General features: G+C 45.5%; 14 protein-coding genes. 11 read left to right on the plus strand and 3 right to left on the minus strand.

Going from position 1 to position 16,041, the window contains the following annotated elements; translation table 11 throughout:
* The first annotated feature begins 242 nt into the window (after positions 1 to 242).
* Complete coding sequence (locus tag CFE23_RS01630) at positions 243 to 1,199, plus strand: hypothetical protein (RefSeq protein WP_291083051.1); 957 nt, start codon at positions 243 to 245, stop codon at positions 1,197 to 1,199.
* 79 nt (positions 1,200 to 1,278) lie between these two features.
* Here the strand turns inward: CFE23_RS01630 and CFE23_RS01635 are convergent, their stop codons facing one another.
* Both CFE23_RS01635 and CFE23_RS01640 read right to left on the minus strand, forming a co-directional pair.
* Complete coding sequence (locus CFE23_RS01635; RefSeq protein ID WP_291083055.1) at positions 1,279 to 2,877, minus strand: ice-binding family protein; 1,599 nt, start codon at positions 2,875 to 2,877, stop codon at positions 1,279 to 1,281.
* Positions 2,878 to 3,297: 420 nt separating this feature from the next.
* Positions 3,298 to 3,492 carry a hypothetical protein gene (locus tag CFE23_RS01640; RefSeq protein WP_291083058.1) on the minus strand — a complete coding sequence of 65 codons (195 nt, stop codon included), beginning with the start codon at positions 3,490 to 3,492 and terminating at the stop codon, positions 3,298 to 3,300.
* Between the two features lie 134 nt (positions 3,493 to 3,626).
* Between CFE23_RS01640 and CFE23_RS01645 the strand changes: the two genes are divergently transcribed.
* From CFE23_RS01645 to CFE23_RS01655, 3 genes are all read left to right on the plus strand, one after another.
* Positions 3,627 to 5,261, plus strand: a complete 1,635-nt coding sequence (locus tag CFE23_RS01645; RefSeq protein WP_291083061.1) for an ABC-F family ATP-binding cassette domain-containing protein — start codon at positions 3,627 to 3,629, stop codon at positions 5,259 to 5,261.
* Positions 5,262 to 5,406: 145 nt separating this feature from the next.
* Positions 5,407 to 7,272 (plus strand): ABC-F family ATP-binding cassette domain-containing protein, encoded by a 1,866-nt coding sequence (locus tag CFE23_RS01650; RefSeq protein ID WP_291083064.1) that lies wholly within the window; start codon positions 5,407 to 5,409, stop codon positions 7,270 to 7,272.
* 50 nt (positions 7,273 to 7,322) lie between these two features.
* Positions 7,323 to 8,102, plus strand: coding sequence for a class I SAM-dependent methyltransferase (locus CFE23_RS01655; protein WP_291083067.1), 780 nt, complete (start codon positions 7,323 to 7,325; stop codon positions 8,100 to 8,102).
* Positions 8,103 to 8,182: 80 nt separating this feature from the next.
* Here CFE23_RS01655 and CFE23_RS01660 read toward each other — a convergent pair whose 3' ends face one another.
* Positions 8,183 to 8,854, minus strand: coding sequence for a hypothetical protein (locus tag CFE23_RS01660; protein WP_291083069.1), 672 nt, complete (start codon positions 8,852 to 8,854; stop codon positions 8,183 to 8,185).
* 154 nt (positions 8,855 to 9,008) lie between these two features.
* Here CFE23_RS01660 and CFE23_RS01665 point away from each other — a divergent pair, with 154 nt between their 5' ends.
* The 7 genes from CFE23_RS01665 to CFE23_RS01695 all read left to right on the plus strand — a co-directional run bounded on the left by CFE23_RS01665 (position 9,009) and on the right by CFE23_RS01695 (position 15,872).
* Positions 9,009 to 9,707, plus strand: coding sequence for an ABC transporter ATP-binding protein (locus tag CFE23_RS01665; protein ID WP_291083072.1), 699 nt, complete (start codon positions 9,009 to 9,011; stop codon positions 9,705 to 9,707).
* A 17-nt stretch (positions 9,708 to 9,724) separates the two neighbouring features.
* Positions 9,725 to 10,108, plus strand: a complete 384-nt coding sequence (locus CFE23_RS01670) for a DUF3887 domain-containing protein (protein ID WP_291083075.1) — start codon at positions 9,725 to 9,727, stop codon at positions 10,106 to 10,108.
* Between the two features lie 69 nt (positions 10,109 to 10,177).
* Positions 10,178 to 10,747 (plus strand): cob(I)yrinic acid a,c-diamide adenosyltransferase, encoded by a 570-nt coding sequence (locus tag CFE23_RS01675; protein ID WP_291083078.1) that lies wholly within the window; start codon positions 10,178 to 10,180, stop codon positions 10,745 to 10,747.
* 143 nt (positions 10,748 to 10,890) lie between these two features.
* A complete protein-coding gene (locus CFE23_RS01680; protein WP_022828503.1) occupies positions 10,891 to 11,112 on the plus strand; it encodes a DUF2795 domain-containing protein in 222 nt (73 codons plus the stop codon).
* 90 nt (positions 11,113 to 11,202) lie between these two features.
* Positions 11,203 to 14,556 (plus strand): preprotein translocase subunit SecA, encoded by a 3,354-nt coding sequence (secA, locus tag CFE23_RS01685; RefSeq protein WP_291083081.1) that lies wholly within the window; start codon positions 11,203 to 11,205, stop codon positions 14,554 to 14,556.
* Positions 14,557 to 14,628: 72 nt separating this feature from the next.
* On the plus strand, positions 14,629 to 15,219 hold the full coding sequence (locus tag CFE23_RS01690) for an outer membrane beta-barrel protein (RefSeq protein WP_291083085.1): 591 nt from the start codon (positions 14,629 to 14,631) through the stop codon (positions 15,217 to 15,219).
* 80 nt (positions 15,220 to 15,299) lie between these two features.
* Positions 15,300 to 15,872: a hypothetical protein gene (locus tag CFE23_RS01695; RefSeq protein ID WP_291083087.1), complete on the plus strand. Its 573-nt coding sequence runs from the start codon at positions 15,300 to 15,302 to the stop codon at positions 15,870 to 15,872.
* The last annotated feature ends 169 nt before the right edge of the window (positions 15,873 to 16,041 follow it).

Raw genomic sequence — 16,041 nt, forward strand, 5'->3', positions numbered from 1 at the left:
ATGGAATCAACCGGGCGACGTAAGAGACCAACCAGCCAGCGTATGTAACCAACCAGAAGACGTGTGAGATCAAACAGGCACCGCCACGATGTAGCGGGCAAATTACATAAATCTACTGGTTTGTTGCATTTATCGGAAAAATAATATTAATATATCATTAAGAAATATTTAGGTTTTATTTTACAATAAGTGTAAAATTTTATTTAAAAATTTGCCTAATTATTAATCAATAAATCAAAATTATGAATCCAAAAGAACTCAAAAGAGCTTACAATGGCTCAGATGCTTTCATGGTACAGGAAGCACGTCTCATTCACGGACTGGTCAATGCGGACCTCGCGCGTTTTACTTCGTTCGACAGTACGATCACCGCTGCAGCGCAAACGGCCTATCTTGCGGCCATCACCGCGGCAGAGACGGTTGTGGACGATTCCGCAATCGTAGGACAGCTGAAGCAGTCTACCGAAGTCATGTTGGTCTCCATGGAAAATGCAAAAACAAAGTACAGTGAGGTAAAATACTACGTCCTCAAAACATTCCCTAACAGTCCCGGCACCCAGCATGAGTTTGGGTTGAATGGGTATGCAGATGTCCGTACGAGTGTTCCCAAAATGATCAATTTCCTTGACGAACTGAGCAAAGCTGCCATCAAATACCAGACACAGCTCGTCGCAGCGGGTTACAGCGCCACGGCTATTGCAGCGATTGCTACCTTAAGAGCAGACCTGGTGGCGAAGAACCTGGTACAAAAATTAATCAAGAAACAACGCCCGAAGCTGACCGAAGACCGTATCGCCGTGTTGAATACCTGCTATGCACGGATGGCAACACTCAACGCCGCTGGGCAATTGGTCTATGCCAATGATTATGCCAAACAGAAGCAATTCGTTTACATGCCCGGATCAGAAAACGGCTCAGGCATACAGACCTTTGAAGGCAGCGTCGCAGCAGGGCATACGGCCACCATAGCTGAAATTGACTATGACGAGGACAATGTGTTCACATTCACCAATACGGGAAGCGTCTCGCTGTCGTTCTGTCTGTCTTCATCGGGGAACATCGAAGGCATTATCACTTCGATTCCTGCAGGCGCGAACCAAACCCTCACCGGCTCAGAACTTAATGAGAATGGGACTATATTGCTGGTGCAGAATACTGCGGCTGAGGTCGGTAATTATACTGTAGAAGTTGAAGTTTAGCGTATGTTTCTTTAATTGAAACCAAAAAAAAATCCCCTTCATCACGAAGGGGATTTTATCATATAAGGGGCAAAAAAGGTTATTTCGCAATCAGTTTTCCGGATTTCACCATCTTCCCGTCCGTCATGATCTTATAGAAATAAAGGCCATTCGGCAAGCTTATGGCTAACGTGGACAGCGTGCCGCCCAGCTTGTTCGTAGCCACAACGGCACCGGTCGAATTGTAAATAACAATCACCGTATTGGCTGCAAGCACCGCTTCCGACTCGACATTAATCACGTCACGGAAGGGATTCGGGTACACCTCTACCTTGCTTTTAATTTCCAAAGCCGGCGTGGCGAGGAACGTACAGCCGCCAGTCGACACCGCATTGATCCCAAACGTACTGATGCCGCCGCTGGTGCTAAGTGCCCTGCCGTCAATCGAGACCCCCGTATTCAGGATCATCGCGCCGTTGTTGCCAATCAGCGTTCCGGCAAATGCGGTGTAATCGTTGAGGTTGACGGCGCCATCCACCTTCCAGAACACGTTTTTCGCCTGCGCCCCGTTGATCAATTCCACTTCAGCGTACGTACCCGTAGAAAACGCCCCGTTGATCTTGATCACAAATACCGCGTCGGCAGTGCCCTGCGCATTCAGCTGCAGCACGGTGGGCAACACCGTAGCGCCGGACAATAAATAAGTATGCGGGGTCAGCACCAGGTCATTCCCGAACTGCGCCGGGTAAAGCAATTGGATGTCTACGGGCACCGTTTGCAGATAGGTATAAACGGTGTTCAGGTCCGCAGCACATTGCGCTGTGGCCACATCCGGGTTAGGGTGTATCGTTCCGGTCACGTTCTCCGTCTGGAACCCTGTAGTAAGTCCTACGTTGGTGCCCACATCCCCGGTAATAAACGTAATGCCCGTATTGGCCACTTCGCCGTTGCCTGAAAACACCGTAAAGCAGGCCACCGTATTCAGTACCGGCTGCACCGGGCCCGTCAAAGGCAGGGTGGAACAACCCAGCGGTGTAGTCACTGTCACACCCGATACCGTGACGGCGCCGGTCGTAGAAAATGCCCGGCCCTCGAGCGTTACACCCGTATTCAAAATTACCGCGGCATTGTTGGCGATGATTGTCCCTTTGATTGAGGTGTTGGTCGCAAGATCCACCAGTCCCTCGATCTTCCAGAACACGTTGCATGCCAGCGCGCCATTCGTTAACAGCACCTGCGACGCTGCCGCAGACGAGAAAGCGCCCTGAATCTTAAAGATAAACACCGCATTCGGGTCGTTTTCACCATCAAGGATCAGTGTATTGCTGAGCGAGGCACTTTCTCCGATGAAGTAGGTGCCGGCAACCAGCGTCTGCCCATTACCCAGCAGGGCAGCCGGGAAGAAATCGGGTACCGCAGCCTCGAGTTGGTTGTATGCGATCGTCAGGTCGGCAGCCGCGAGTGCCGTCGTACCGTCACTGTCGTGCATGACGCCATCGACATTCCCGAAATTGGTACTGGACCCGTTGTTGGTCCCTACATTTCCGGTGAGTAACGAAAAACCGGTGTTGCTGACCGCCCCATTCGTTGAGAACAGTGCAAAGGTGGCGCTGCTGCCCAAAACGGGTGCCTGCGCGGCGGCCTGTGAAAAGGAAAGACCTGCGATGACCAGCCCCATAACCTGTAATGTTGTTTTCATAAGTGTTGTGTTTCACACAGCAGGATTGCTGCGACACGGCAAAGGTGGCGCTATAAACGCGAGAAGATTTTTCCATTAACGTTTCATGCACGCGCGCAGGCGCACCACTGAAAACACGGAAACACCGCCAGCATCGGCCACCACTCGAAAGTTTAGGATGAAGCGGGGACGCTCCGCGATTTTAAGGGGGTGAATGTTGTAATGCTGGCAGGGAATGTTGGAACAGGGAATTAGGGCAAAAACAAAAAAACCTTCGTTTTGAAGGGACGTTAAGAGTATAAAACGAAAAGTTTCAGTAAATCAATTGCATCAAACCATTAAGAAATCAAGTTTCATTACGGCACAAATAGGGATACTGCTTAATTTTCTTATTTCCTTAATGGTTAAAAATACTTAGGGTAGTGCTCCGTCATTTAAATTTTATTGCTTTCCTGCCTTTTTACGTGCCGCATAATTGGCATAAAAGCCACACCCAATAAACACCGCCACACAGCACAACAATCCGATTTTTGCCGGCTTCATCTTGTCTAAATCCATTTGGGTCAAAATAACAGTCATGATAATTGAACCCATGAGGATGATCGTGGTGCCCGGTTTTTTTGTTTTGGTTTCCATACGTTTTGTTTCTAGAACATCAATATTCCAAATATACTATTTTTTGGATGCGGTGAAACGGTTTCAAAATATTTTCTGCAATACCTGCTTTATCGCCGCTTCTGTTTATCTTTGCCGCTTTAAATTTTTAAGGTATGATTACGGTTAATGACATTTCAGTACAGTTTGGTGGCACAACGCTGTTTAGCGACGTTTCTTTTGCAATCAATGAGAATGACAAAATCGCGCTGATGGGAAAGAATGGCGCCGGTAAATCCACGCTGCTGAAGATCATTGCAGGCGAGAGCAAGCCGTCTACCGGGAGCATCTCTGCGCCAAAAGAAGCGGTAATCGCGTACCTGCCGCAGCACTTGTTGACCAAAGACGACAATACCGTATTCGAAGAAGCATCAAAAGCGTTCAGCGAAGTGTTCCAGATGAAATCGGAAATCGATGACATCAACGAGCAACTGACGATCCGCACCGATTATGAAAGCGATGCGTACATGAAACTGATCGAGCGCGTGTCCGAACTCAGCGAGAAGTTCTACTCGATTGAAGAAGTGAACTACGAAGCCGAAGTCGAAAAAGTATTGAAAGGCCTCGGATTTGAACGCGAGGACTTCACGCGTCCCACCTCGGAATTTTCCGGCGGCTGGCGCATGCGCATCGAACTCGCCAAAATATTACTCAAAAAACCCGACCTGATCCTGCTCGATGAGCCCACAAACCACATGGATATCGAAAGCATCCAATGGCTCGAGGACTTCCTGATCAATTCGGCGAAAGCAGTCATCGTGATCTCGCACGACCGTGCATTCGTAGACAACATCACCAACCGTACGATAGAGGTCACCATGGGCCGCATCTACGATTATAAAGCCAAGTATTCGCATTACCTCGAACTCCGCAAGGACAGGCGTGTACACCAGCAAAAAGCCTATGACGAACAGCAAAAGATGATTGCAGAGAACATGGAATTCATCGAACGCTTCAAAGGAACCTATTCGAAGACATTGCAGGTACAATCCCGTGTCAAGATGCTCGAAAAGCTTGATTTGGTGGAGGTAGACGAAGTAGACAACTCGGCACTGAAACTGAAGTTCCCACCCTCACCCAGAAGCGGCCAGTATCCGGTCGTAGTCAATGAGCTTTCGAAGAAATACGATGACCATGTGGTGTTTAAGGACGCCAACCTCGTGGTCGAAAGAGGGGAGAAGGTCGCCTTCGTAGGGAAGAACGGTGAAGGAAAGTCGACAATGATCAAGGCGCTGATGAAAGAGATAAACCCCGATGCGGGCAAAGTCGAAATTGGGCACAACGTGCAGATTGGTTATTTTGCACAGAACCAGGCGTCACTGCTCGACGGCGACCTGACCGTTTTTGAAACCATCGACCGCATTGCTGAAGGGGACATCCGCACACAGATCAAGAACCTGCTTGGAGCGTTTATGTTTGGCGGAGACGACGTACAGAAAAAGGTAAAAGTGCTTTCCGGTGGCGAGAAAACGCGCCTCGCGATGATCAAACTACTGTTGGAACCGGTCAACGTGCTGATTCTCGATGAGCCGACGAACCACCTCGATATGAAAACCAAGGACATTATTAAAGATGCGTTAAAGGATTTTGACGGCACGCTGATCCTCGTTTCGCACGACCGAGATTTCCTCGATGGCCTGGCGCAAAAGGTTTTTGAATTCGGGAACAAGCGCGTGAAAGAACATTTTGAGGACATCAAGGGCTTCCTCGCACACAAAAAGATGGAAAGCCTGAAGGAAATCGAGAAATAATACCGCGACAGCATCGCTGCATACCGGTTTTTCCAATTGGTATCAGCAAACTTGCTGCGCGTGCAATCCTCTGCATTAAAACTAATAACCTACTTTTGCACCGGAGGCATTAGCCCGCCATGGTATGAAGTAAAAACAATTACGCGTGAATTATTTATCAGTAGAAAATATATCGAAGTCATTTGGAGAACGGACATTGTTCGACAACATCTCGTTTGGCATCAACAAAGACCAGAAAATCGCATTCATCGCGAAGAACGGCACCGGGAAAACGACCATCATGAACATCATCAATGGTATAGACGAACCGGATACCGGTAAAATTGTCATCAGGAAGGATATTAAGATGGCATTCCTGTCGCAGGTACCCGATTTGCAGGACGAACTGACCATTGAGGAAAGTGTCTTCGCCTCCGATAACCCGGTATTGAAGGTAATCGAAGAGTACGAGAAAGCACTGGAAAATCCAGAGGATGAAGAAGCCTACCAAAAGGCATTTGACAAAATGGACCAGCACAATGCCTGGGATTTTGAGACGCAGTTCAAGCAAATCCTGTTCAAGCTGAAACTCGAAGATTTTAAGCTCAAGGTAAAAAGCCTCTCGGGAGGGCAGAAGAAAAGGCTGTCGCTGGCGATTATCCTGATCAGCCGCCCGGACCTGTTGATACTCGATGAACCGACAAACCACCTTGATCTGGAAATGATTGAATGGCTCGAAAGCTATTTCGCCAAAGAAAACATCACCTTGTTTATGGTCACGCACGACCGCTTCTTCCTGGAGCGCGTGTGCAACGAGATTATCGAGCTCGACAACGGTAAATTGTACCAATACAAAGGAAATTATTCGTACTATTTAGAAAAGAAAGAACAGCGCATTGCCTCAGAAAATGCGAGTATCGATAAAGCGCAGAACCTGTTTGTGAAAGAACTCGACTGGATGCGCCGACAGCCAAAGGCGCGTACCACCAAATCGAAGTCGCGGCAGGATGACTTCTACGTGATTAAGGAAAAGGCCGAAAGCCGCCGCCGTGAGAACGTCGTGGAACTTGAAATCAATATGGAACGCATGGGCAGCAAGATCATCGAACTGCACAAGCTGACAAAAAAGTTTAAGGACAAGGTTATTGTTGATAATTTCAGTTTTGACTTCCAGCGCGGCGAACGCATTGGGATCATCGGGAAGAATGGTACGGGAAAATCAACGTTCCTAAACCTGCTCACAGGCACTATCGCAGCGGATTCAGGGAAAGTCGTCGTGGGCGACACCATAAAGATCGGGTACTATACGCAAAGCGGCATCAACCCGAAGCCGGGCCAGAAAGTGATTGACATCATCAAGGAATACGGTGAATACATCCCTTTGATGAAAGGCCGGACGATCTCTGCCGGGCAATTGCTCGAGCGCTTTCTGTTTGACAGGAAGAAACAACACGATTATGTGGAGAAACTCAGTGGCGGCGAGCTGAAACGGCTGTACCTGTGTACCGTGCTGATCCAGAATCCGAACTTCCTGATCCTCGATGAGCCGACAAACGACCTGGATATCGTAACACTGAATGTCCTCGAGAGTTTCCTGCTGGATTATCCGGGCTGCCTGATCGTCGTATCCCACGACCGTTATTTCATGGACAAAATTGTAGACCACCTGTTTGTATTTCGCGGGCAGGGCGAAATTGAGGATTTCCCCGGCAACTATTCTGATTTCAGGGCGTATGAAGACAGCGCCGAGCCTACGAAAAAAGAACTGACCTCAGTTTCTACTGAAAAGAACAGCTGGAAACAGCAAAATACGACGGCAGGCCTGAGCTTCAATGAGCAAAAGGAATACCAGAAGATCGAGCGCGAAATTAAAGATCTTGAAATCGAAAAGGCTAAAATAGAACAACTCTTTTCTGAAGGAAACCTGTCCGACGCCGATATTGATAAAAAAGCAAAGGAATTGCAGCAAATCATTGAAAAGATTGAGTCAAAGGAAGAACGCTGGTTTGAACTATCGGCCAAAATAATGTAGCGGCTACTCCACAAGCATGGTTTTCAGTCAATAGCTATGGCATCAAAAAGATGGTATTTCAATTAAGAGCATACATGAGGTTTCTTTGGGAATCCAAAAACGAGCACGGCGTACATTCGCCGTTTGTATTCAGTTTGGTGACCAAATGCTTTTATGACAGAAATAAACTTCCAGAATACGCTTTATTGGCGCGCTTCCGGAATTCGTTAAGGCGAAATCAGGAATTCATCGAGGTGACCGATTTCGGTGCCGGTTCCAAAGTCTTTAAATCTAACAAAAGAAAGGTTTCGAAAATCGCCGAAACAGCAGGCATAAGCCCAAAACGGGCTGCGTTGTTGCTGCGTGTGGTAAAGTACATTGAACCCGCGGACGTGCTCGAGGTGGGAACATCGTTGGGATTGGGAACATCGGCGCTGTCATTGGGGAATCCGGCTGCGGCCATCACCACGCTGGAAGGATGCCCTGAAACCGCTAGGGTTGCAAAGCAGCAATTTGAGGCATTTGGATTGCAAAACATCAATGCAGTCGTCACCGACTTCGAGACTTACCTGAATGAACTTCCGCGGCACGGCAGGACATACCAATTGATTTATTTTGACGGCAACCACACCAAAAACGCCACATTGTCCTATTTCGAAAGTCTGCTGCACACCGCAGCAAATGACTCGGTATGGATATTTGACGACATCCATTGGTCCGCGGATATGGAAGCCGCGTGGGAAGCGATAAAAAAACACCCTGAAGTTACGGTCACCATCGACACGTTCCAATGGGGTTTTGTTTTTTTTCGGCGTGAGCAGCAAAAAGAACACTTTGTAATCCGCGTCTGATTGCTTCATGTAATTTATAAGTGGGGTTAAAACAAAAATGACAGCCATTTCGGGCTGCCATTTCGTAAACCTGTTCGGTTTTATTTTTTTGCATCAGCGTTTTCTTCAGCTTTAGCACCCATTCGTTCCCATTTGAATTTAGGAGCAAACTTGAATTTCAGCTCTGCAATCTTGCGGTTGTCACGAGACGAAAGGCCTTCTTTTTCCACGGTGTTCTTGTGTGCATCCAAAGCTTCATACATGGCTTTAATTTCATCAAAATCCTCTCTGGAGTAAGAATCCTTGTTTTTATCAAATTCATTATAGAAGTCGTTGTAAACTTTCAGGATGTTGTCTTTATTCACCCAGTCAAACTTCATGTCCTCACCGATTTTCCCGGCTCCGAAATAAGCATTGCGCAATACTTGTTTTCTGTCCGTGGCAACAGGAACAACTTCTTTGGCCGCTTCCTGATCTACCTTCGATTTCAGTTCTTCATATTTTGCTTTCGCTTTGGCAATTCTTGCTTCGGCTGCCGCTTTGTCCTTGAATTCAGCAAGTGCTGCCTCGGCTGCTGCAGTACGCTCGTTATAGCTTGTTTCAATAGAAGCCCAGTTTTCTTTGGCGTCCATGACGGTTACTGTTGAAACAGAATCAGTGTATTTTTCATAACTGTCAACTGTTTTTTCAGCCTGTTTTTCGCCTTCACTCTTGCATGAGGTAAAGCTGGCGCCTACGATGGCAACTCCCAGCAATAAATAGTTCGTTTTCATAAATATATTGTTTTGATTTTTATATGTATCAAATGTAGTTCCGCGCCTTCCCAATAACATTTCCATTAATCAGATAAATATTATAACATTTCAACGATTGTAAATGGCATTCGAGTTTACGGCAAAATGCTTACTTTTATCTCAAATTTAGATTATGGCACAACCAATGATTGACATTAAAGGGCTCAGGCGGGATTTTGTATTGGGCAACGAGATCGTATATGTGCTTAAAGGGATTAACCTCCAGATTAACAAAGGAGAATACGTGGCATTGATGGGACCATCAGGATCCGGAAAGTCGACATTGATGAACCTCCTGGGATGTCTCGACACACCTACGTCCGGAACTTATGTGCTGAACGGGAAGAACGTAAGCCATATGTCTGACAATGAATTGGCCGAAATCCGCAACAAGGAAATTGGTTTTGTATTCCAGACCTTTAACCTGCTCCCACGGACGACGGCGTTAGACAACGTGGCGCTGCCCATGGTATACGCAGGAAAGTCGAAATCAGAACGACAGGAGCGGGCGCGGGAAGTGCTGACGCAGGTGAACCTTTCAGACCGGATGGACCACCAGCCGAACCAGCTTTCCGGGGGTCAGCGGCAGCGTGTCGCCATTGCAAGGGCATTGGTGAATCGGCCGTCGATTATCCTCGCTGATGAACCGACCGGAAATCTGGACAGTAAGACGTCTGTAGAGATTATGAAGCTCTTTGGCGATATCCATAAAGCGGGAAACACGGTAATTTTAGTGACGCATGAAGAAGATATTGCGGCTTATGCACACCGGGTGATCAGGTTGCGTGACGGAATAATTGAGAGCGACGTCATGAGTGCAACACATCTTTAAATAAAGATTATTTTGCAATGAAGACAGGGTTCCTTTTACTGTTTCTTTTAACTTCGGGCTTAAAAGGATTTTCACAAAGTACCGTGCATAAAAATGCCGTTGATGTTTTTTTGCTTCGGTACAATGAAAATAACTTCAATGGGATTTACGAATCATTCTCGACGAAAATGCGTGAGGCGCATACGAAAGAATATTACCTCAGTTTTTTCTCCAGAGTGAAGCAGGAATACGGGAGGCTGACGCTTTTGGAATTGTTGCAATACAAGGAAACGGCGTCGCATAAGACCCGCGGCGAGTACAACGGGAATTTTGAAAGTGGAAACCTCACCGTCAGGATTTCCACGGACAGCGAAAACAGGATTATCGGCCTGTATTTTCTTAAAGGGGATATTTTTTTATAATCGCGTTACCCTTTGAACATAAATGAATTTCTGTCGGAAATGGCGGGGCAATTAAGCAAAAAAAGAAATATGAAAGTATATACAAAGACCGGCGATCAGGGAACCACGGCGCTTTTCGGCGGAGACCGCGTCCCTAAAGACCACATCAGGATAGAAAGTTACGGCACTGTCGATGAATTGAACTCCTGGATTGGGCTGATCCGCGACCAGCAAATCGACACACATTACCAGGAAGTGCTAATTGAAGTCCAGGACAGGCTGTTTACTATTGGAGCGATCCTTGCGACGCCACCAGCAAAAGAAGTGCTGAAGAACGGTACACGAAGGCTGGAAAATCTTGGACTTGAAGAACGCGATATCACGCTGCTTGAAAATGAAATTGATGCGATGGAGGCGGCTTTACCGCAGATGACGCACTTTGTACTGCCTGGCGGCCACACCACTGTGTCATATTGTCATATTGCGCGTTGTGTTTGCCGCCGTGCGGAAAGACTGGCAGTGCATTTGAGCCACGACGAACCGGTTTCTGATCTTGCCATCAAATATATGAACCGACTTTCGGATTACCTGTTTGTTCTGGCACGGAAATTGACAGCCGACCTGCGCGCTGAGGAGGTAAAATGGATTCCAAGGAAGTAAAATTCAGGAATATCCGGCACTTTAAAATTCTTATGATTTGGAATTTCGCAACGACGTTCTTAACTTTTTTAAAATAAATCGAATTTTACTTGACTTTTTCAGTAAAAAAATTATTTTTGCATCAAATATTAAATCGACTATAGATGTATTGGACATTAGAATTAGCATCTTATTTAAGCGATGCGCCGTGGCCGGCAACCAAAGATGAACTGATCGATTACGCTATCCGCGCAGGAGCGCCGCTTGAGGTTGTAGAGAATCTGCAATCTATTGAGGACGAAGGCGAGATTTACGAATCAATGGAAGAGATATGGCCGGACTATCCTACAGACGAAGATTATCTTTGGAACGAGGACGAATATTAAAAAAATAATAAATCAAACTAAAAGTCTCCTTGAGGGGCTTTTTTTTTGCTTAAATTTGCACACATTTTTACAACCAGAAATTAATTAATTATGAGTTTCATAAACAGCATACTCAAAGTATTTGTAGGGGATAAATCCGAGAAGGACGTTAAATCCCTGCAACCTTATTTATCGAAAATAAAAGCTTTGGAAGGAAGCCTGGCATTGCTGTCCCACGATGAGCTGAGGGCAAAAACGACCGAGTTTAAGCAGCGGATTAAAGACGCCCTTGCGGATAAGGATGCGAAAATTGCTGACCTAAAAGCAAAAGTCGAGAGTATTGAGGATATCGATGCCAGGGAAGATGTATACGCCGATATTGATGTGCTTGAAAAAGAAGCTTATGATATTTCTGAAAAAGCGCTGATGGATATTCTTCCTGAAGCGTTTGCAGTGGTCAAAGAAACTGCAAAGCGATTTAAGGAAAATACTTCGGTTACCGTTAAAGCCACTGCAAAAGACCGCGAGCTTTCAGCCGAAAAAGCCTACATCACCCTTGAAGGAGACAATGCCATCTGGGCAAATTCCTGGAATGCTGCCGGAAAGGCCATTACCTGGGATATGATCCATTATGATGTGCAGTTGATCGGTGGTATGGTATTGCACCAGGGAAAAATTGCCGAGATGCAGACGGGTGAGGGTAAGACATTGGTAGCAACACTTCCGTTGTATCTTAATGCGTTAACCGGAAATGGTGTACACCTCGTAACCGTCAATGATTACCTTGCCAAACGTGACAGCAGTTGGAAAGCGCCTTTGTTTGAGTTCCACGGACTTACCGTGGATTGTATCGACAACCACCAGCCGAATTCTGACGCCAGAAGGAAAGCGTATGAAGCCGATATCACTTATGGTACCAATAATGAATTTGGTTTCGATTACCTAAGGGACAATATGGCGCACTCGCCGGTAGATCTGGTACAGCGCAAGCACAATTTTGCGATTGTCGATGAGGTCGATTCGGTATTGATTGATGATGCCAGGACACCGCTGATCATTTCTGGTCCTGTGCCACAAGGCGATCGCCATGAGTTCAATGAACTCAGGCCGAAAGTAGAAAACCTTTTCAACCTCCAGAGGCAATTGGCCAATGGTTTCCTTGCCGATGCTAAAAAGTTAATTAAGGAAGGCAACACGAAAGATGGAGGTTTTTCTTTGTTAAGGGCCTACAGGAGTTTGCCTAAAAGCAAAGCGTTAATCAAGTTCCTCAGCGAGGAAGGGATTAAGCAATTGCTTCAGAAAACGGAAAACCAATACATGGCGGACAACAACCGGGAAATGCCAAAAGTAGACGAAGCCCTGTATTTTGTCATCGAAGAGAAAAACAACCAGGTAGAGCTTACAGACAACGGCATCAAATTCCTTTCGGGCGATACCGACGAGAATTTCTTCGTTTTACCGGATATTGGAACTGAAATCGCACGTATCGAGAAATTACGCCTTGAAAAAGACGCTGAAGCAGAGGAAAAGGAAAAACTATTCCAGGATTTCAGCGTAAAAAGCGAACGCATCCATACGTTAACACAATTGCTCAAAGCATATACTTTATTTGAAAAAGACGTTGAGTACGTCATTATGGATAATAAAATCCTGATCGTGGACGAGCAAACAGGACGTATTATGGACGGCCGACGTTATTCTGACGGACTGCACCAGGCGATTGAAGCCAAGGAAAATGTAAAAATCGAAGCGGCAACGCAAACTTTTGCTACCGTTACGTTGCAGAATTATTTCAGGATGTACAGTAAACTTGCCGGTATGACCGGTACTGCAACTACCGAAGCAGGTGAGTTATGGGAAATTTACAAGCTTGACGTGGTTGAAATTCCGACCAACAGGCCGATGGCCAGAAAAGATAAAGAAGATTTCATCTATAAAACGACAAGAGAGAAATTTAATGCCGTTATTGAAGATGTCACACAGCTGTCCGCTGCCGGAAGGCCGGTATTGATTGGTACGACTTCGGTTGAAATTTCAGAATTGTTAAGCCGTATGCTTAAAATGCGTGGTGTAGCACACAACGTATTGAATGCCAAAATGCACAAGCAGGAAGCGCAGATCGTGGAAGAGGCCGGAAAACCGGGCGTTGTAACCATCGCAACCAATATGGCTGGTCGTGGAACCGATATCAAGCTAACCCCTGAGGTGAAAGCAGCCGGTGGTTTAGCGATTGTCGGGACAGAACGCCATGATTCGCGTCGTGTAGACCGACAGTTGCGTGGTCGTGCAGGGCGTCAGGGTGACCCGGGAAGTTCACAATTCTATGTGTCCCTCGAGGACAACCTGATGCGTTTATTCGGTTCTGAAAGGGTTGCCAAAATTATGGACCGCATGGGCCTTAAAGAAGGTGAAGTCATTCAACATTCGATGATGACAAAGTCTATCGAACGCGCACAGAAAAAAGTTGAGGAAAATAACTTTGGGGTGCGTAAAAGACTGCTTGAGTATGATGACGTCATGAACGCACAACGTGAAGTAGTCTACAAGAGAAGACGTCATGCATTGCACGGCGAAAGGCTGAAAGTGGATATTGCAAACATGATGTTTGACACCTGTGAGCTGATCGTTTCAAATAATAAGGCCACTTCAGATTATAAGAATTTTGAGTTCGAGCTAATCCGTTATTTCTCCATCACGTCTCCAGTAACGGAAAGCGAGTTTAACCAGTCGGGTGAAACAGAGCTTACCGGAAGGGTGTACAAATCGGCCATGCAGTATTATACTGAAAAAACGGACCGCAGTGCGCGTGAAGCCATGCCGATTATCGCGGGCGTATACGAAAACGAAGGCAATCAGTTTGAGCGTATCGTGGTGCCATTCACCGATGGTATTAAAACGCTGAATGTAGTCACAGACCTTAAAAAGGCTTATGACACTCAGGGAAAACAGCTTGTTGCAGACTTTGAGAAGAACATTACCCTTGCGATTGTAGATGAAGCATGGAAAAAGCACCTCCGCAAAATGGATGAGCTGAAGCAATCGGTACAATTGGCTGTGCACGAGCAAAAAGATCCTTTGCTGATTTATAAATTTGAAGCATTTAACCTGTTCAGTGCAATGCTGAGTGGTGTCAATAAAGAAGTGGTGTCCTTCCTGTTTAAGGGAGACCTGCCGATGCAACAGGCGCCGAAAATTCAGGAAGCTAAAGAAGTAAGGCAAAAAGAGGATTATAAGACTTCGAAAGACGAGATTCCGAACAGCGATCAGGCCTCGGCGGTGAACCATGAGGCAGGGCAGACGCAACAGCGCCAGGTAACGGAAACGATTGTGCGGGATGCGCCGAAGATTAACCGCAACGATAATGTGACGGTAAAACATGTGATGAGCGGTAAAACCGAGACCATGAAGTACAAGAAAGCTGAAGGCCTTTTGACTTCAGGTGAGTGGGTACTTGTCCAGGAATAAATGATCGAAAAATTTCACAATCCCCCGGAGGCAACTCCGGGGGATTTTTTACTTTATTTAAAATCATTTTCGATGAAATACAAAATTATATCTTTGTTATTGGTGTTTTATTCACTCGCTAACGCGCAACACTCAAAATTTTCAGTTGAAGCCAGTTACCCATTGACTACAGGTCAGAATTTTATTGGGCAAGATTATAATGGTGTTTTGGATCTGGGTGTGAAATATAAAATTACGACGATGCCCTTGGTTAACCTTGGAGCTTCTGTAAACGCGTCGTTACTCAAATATCGAATTGAAGGTGGATATTCGCCTGCACTTGACGCGTACGTTGGGTTTAAGACCAGTCTTTACCTTATACAGCCTAGGGTTTACGCAGAAATTAATTTGAAAAGGATTACAAAACTGCATCCATCCATTGGATTAGGATATTCATTCTTCTTATTCAAAACAAATTTTGATTCAGGTTATTTTTCAGATGAAAGCAATAATGAATGGGGGATTAATTTAAACTTAGGCTTATCCTATGATTTGCTTAGCCGTATGTATATTCAGGCCGGATATGATTTCATAAAATTGACCCAATTAAAAGACGGCACTCCATCAACCAGTTACCATACAAATGCAGGAATCATCAAGTTAGGTTTGGGAATAAGGATATAGATCTCCACAAAATGCCCTTACTACCGATAATTGGGTATTTTTAATTATATTTATAACAATATAAACACTCATTTCTACTTATGAAAACAAAATTCTTTGCGCTATTATTACTGGTATGCTGGATGAATGGCTTTGGACAGACTATGGAAACCCTGAAGTTACAGACACAGAAAATGTACAAAGCGTCTGTGGAGCTTAACATGGAAACAATTATGGACTTGACCTATCCCAAAGTTTTTGATATTGTTGACAGGGAAACACTGACCAAGGCAATGGCGGGCGTTTTCGATAATGAAACTATGAAAGTCACGTTTACAAATTTAAATCCGGCGTTTACTTACTCGGATATCAAAGAGGTAGATGGGAAGAAATTCAATGTAATCCGGTACAACAACGCCATGAAGATGACTTTAAAAGGGGAGCACGATGAAGCGACGATTGCACAAATGAAGGATGGACTTGAAGGATCCGGAAAGTTTAAAAGAATCGACTACGACGCCGCCAGTAAAAGTTTTCTACTTGAAGGTCCTGCTGTCATGATCGCTGTGGCTGACGACACTACCAAAAAAGAATGGACATTCGTGAACTATGATGACGAACAATTGTTCAGTATGATTTTTGATGAGAAAATTAAGACTGCTTTAGGATTATAGTTTCTGCCGATTTTCTAAATTTACAAGTGCTAACCCTTAAAAATATACATCATGGCAAAGAGTCACGACGCTAAGAAAACAGAGAAAAAGGAACCGTTAAAAACCGCAAAGGAGAAAAAAGCCGAAAAACGGGATAAAAAGAATACCCCGAAAAGGGATTAAATCGAAA

This window comes from Flavobacterium sp. BFFFF1 (genome assembly GCF_002256285.1).
Taxonomy (GTDB): domain Bacteria; phylum Bacteroidota; class Bacteroidia; order Flavobacteriales; family Flavobacteriaceae; genus Flavobacterium.

Coding starts and splice junctions, on each gene's coding strand:
- CFE23_RS01630 (WP_291083051.1), top strand. CDS start 243: ATGAATCCAAAAGAACTCAAAAGAGCTTACAATGGCTCAGATGCTTTC.
- CFE23_RS01635 (WP_291083055.1), bottom strand. CDS start 2,877: ATGAAAACAACATTACAGGTTATGGGGCTGGTCATCGCAGGTCTTTCC.
- CFE23_RS01640 (WP_291083058.1), bottom strand. CDS start 3,492: ATGGAAACCAAAACAAAAAAACCGGGCACCACGATCATCCTCATGGGT.
- CFE23_RS01645 (WP_291083061.1), top strand. CDS start 3,627: ATGATTACGGTTAATGACATTTCAGTACAGTTTGGTGGCACAACGCTG.
- CFE23_RS01655 (WP_291083067.1), top strand. CDS start 7,323: ATGGTATTTCAATTAAGAGCATACATGAGGTTTCTTTGGGAATCCAAA.
- CFE23_RS01660 (WP_291083069.1), bottom strand. CDS start 8,854: ATGAAAACGAACTATTTATTGCTGGGAGTTGCCATCGTAGGCGCCAGC.
- CFE23_RS01665 (WP_291083072.1), top strand. CDS start 9,009: ATGGCACAACCAATGATTGACATTAAAGGGCTCAGGCGGGATTTTGTA.
- CFE23_RS01670 (WP_291083075.1), top strand. CDS start 9,725: ATGAAGACAGGGTTCCTTTTACTGTTTCTTTTAACTTCGGGCTTAAAA.
- CFE23_RS01675 (WP_291083078.1), top strand. CDS start 10,178: ATGAAAGTATATACAAAGACCGGCGATCAGGGAACCACGGCGCTTTTC.
- CFE23_RS01680 (WP_022828503.1), top strand. CDS start 10,891: ATGTATTGGACATTAGAATTAGCATCTTATTTAAGCGATGCGCCGTGG.
- secA (WP_291083081.1), top strand. CDS start 11,203: ATGAGTTTCATAAACAGCATACTCAAAGTATTTGTAGGGGATAAATCC.
- CFE23_RS01690 (WP_291083085.1), top strand. CDS start 14,629: ATGAAATACAAAATTATATCTTTGTTATTGGTGTTTTATTCACTCGCT.
- CFE23_RS01695 (WP_291083087.1), top strand. CDS start 15,300: ATGAAAACAAAATTCTTTGCGCTATTATTACTGGTATGCTGGATGAAT.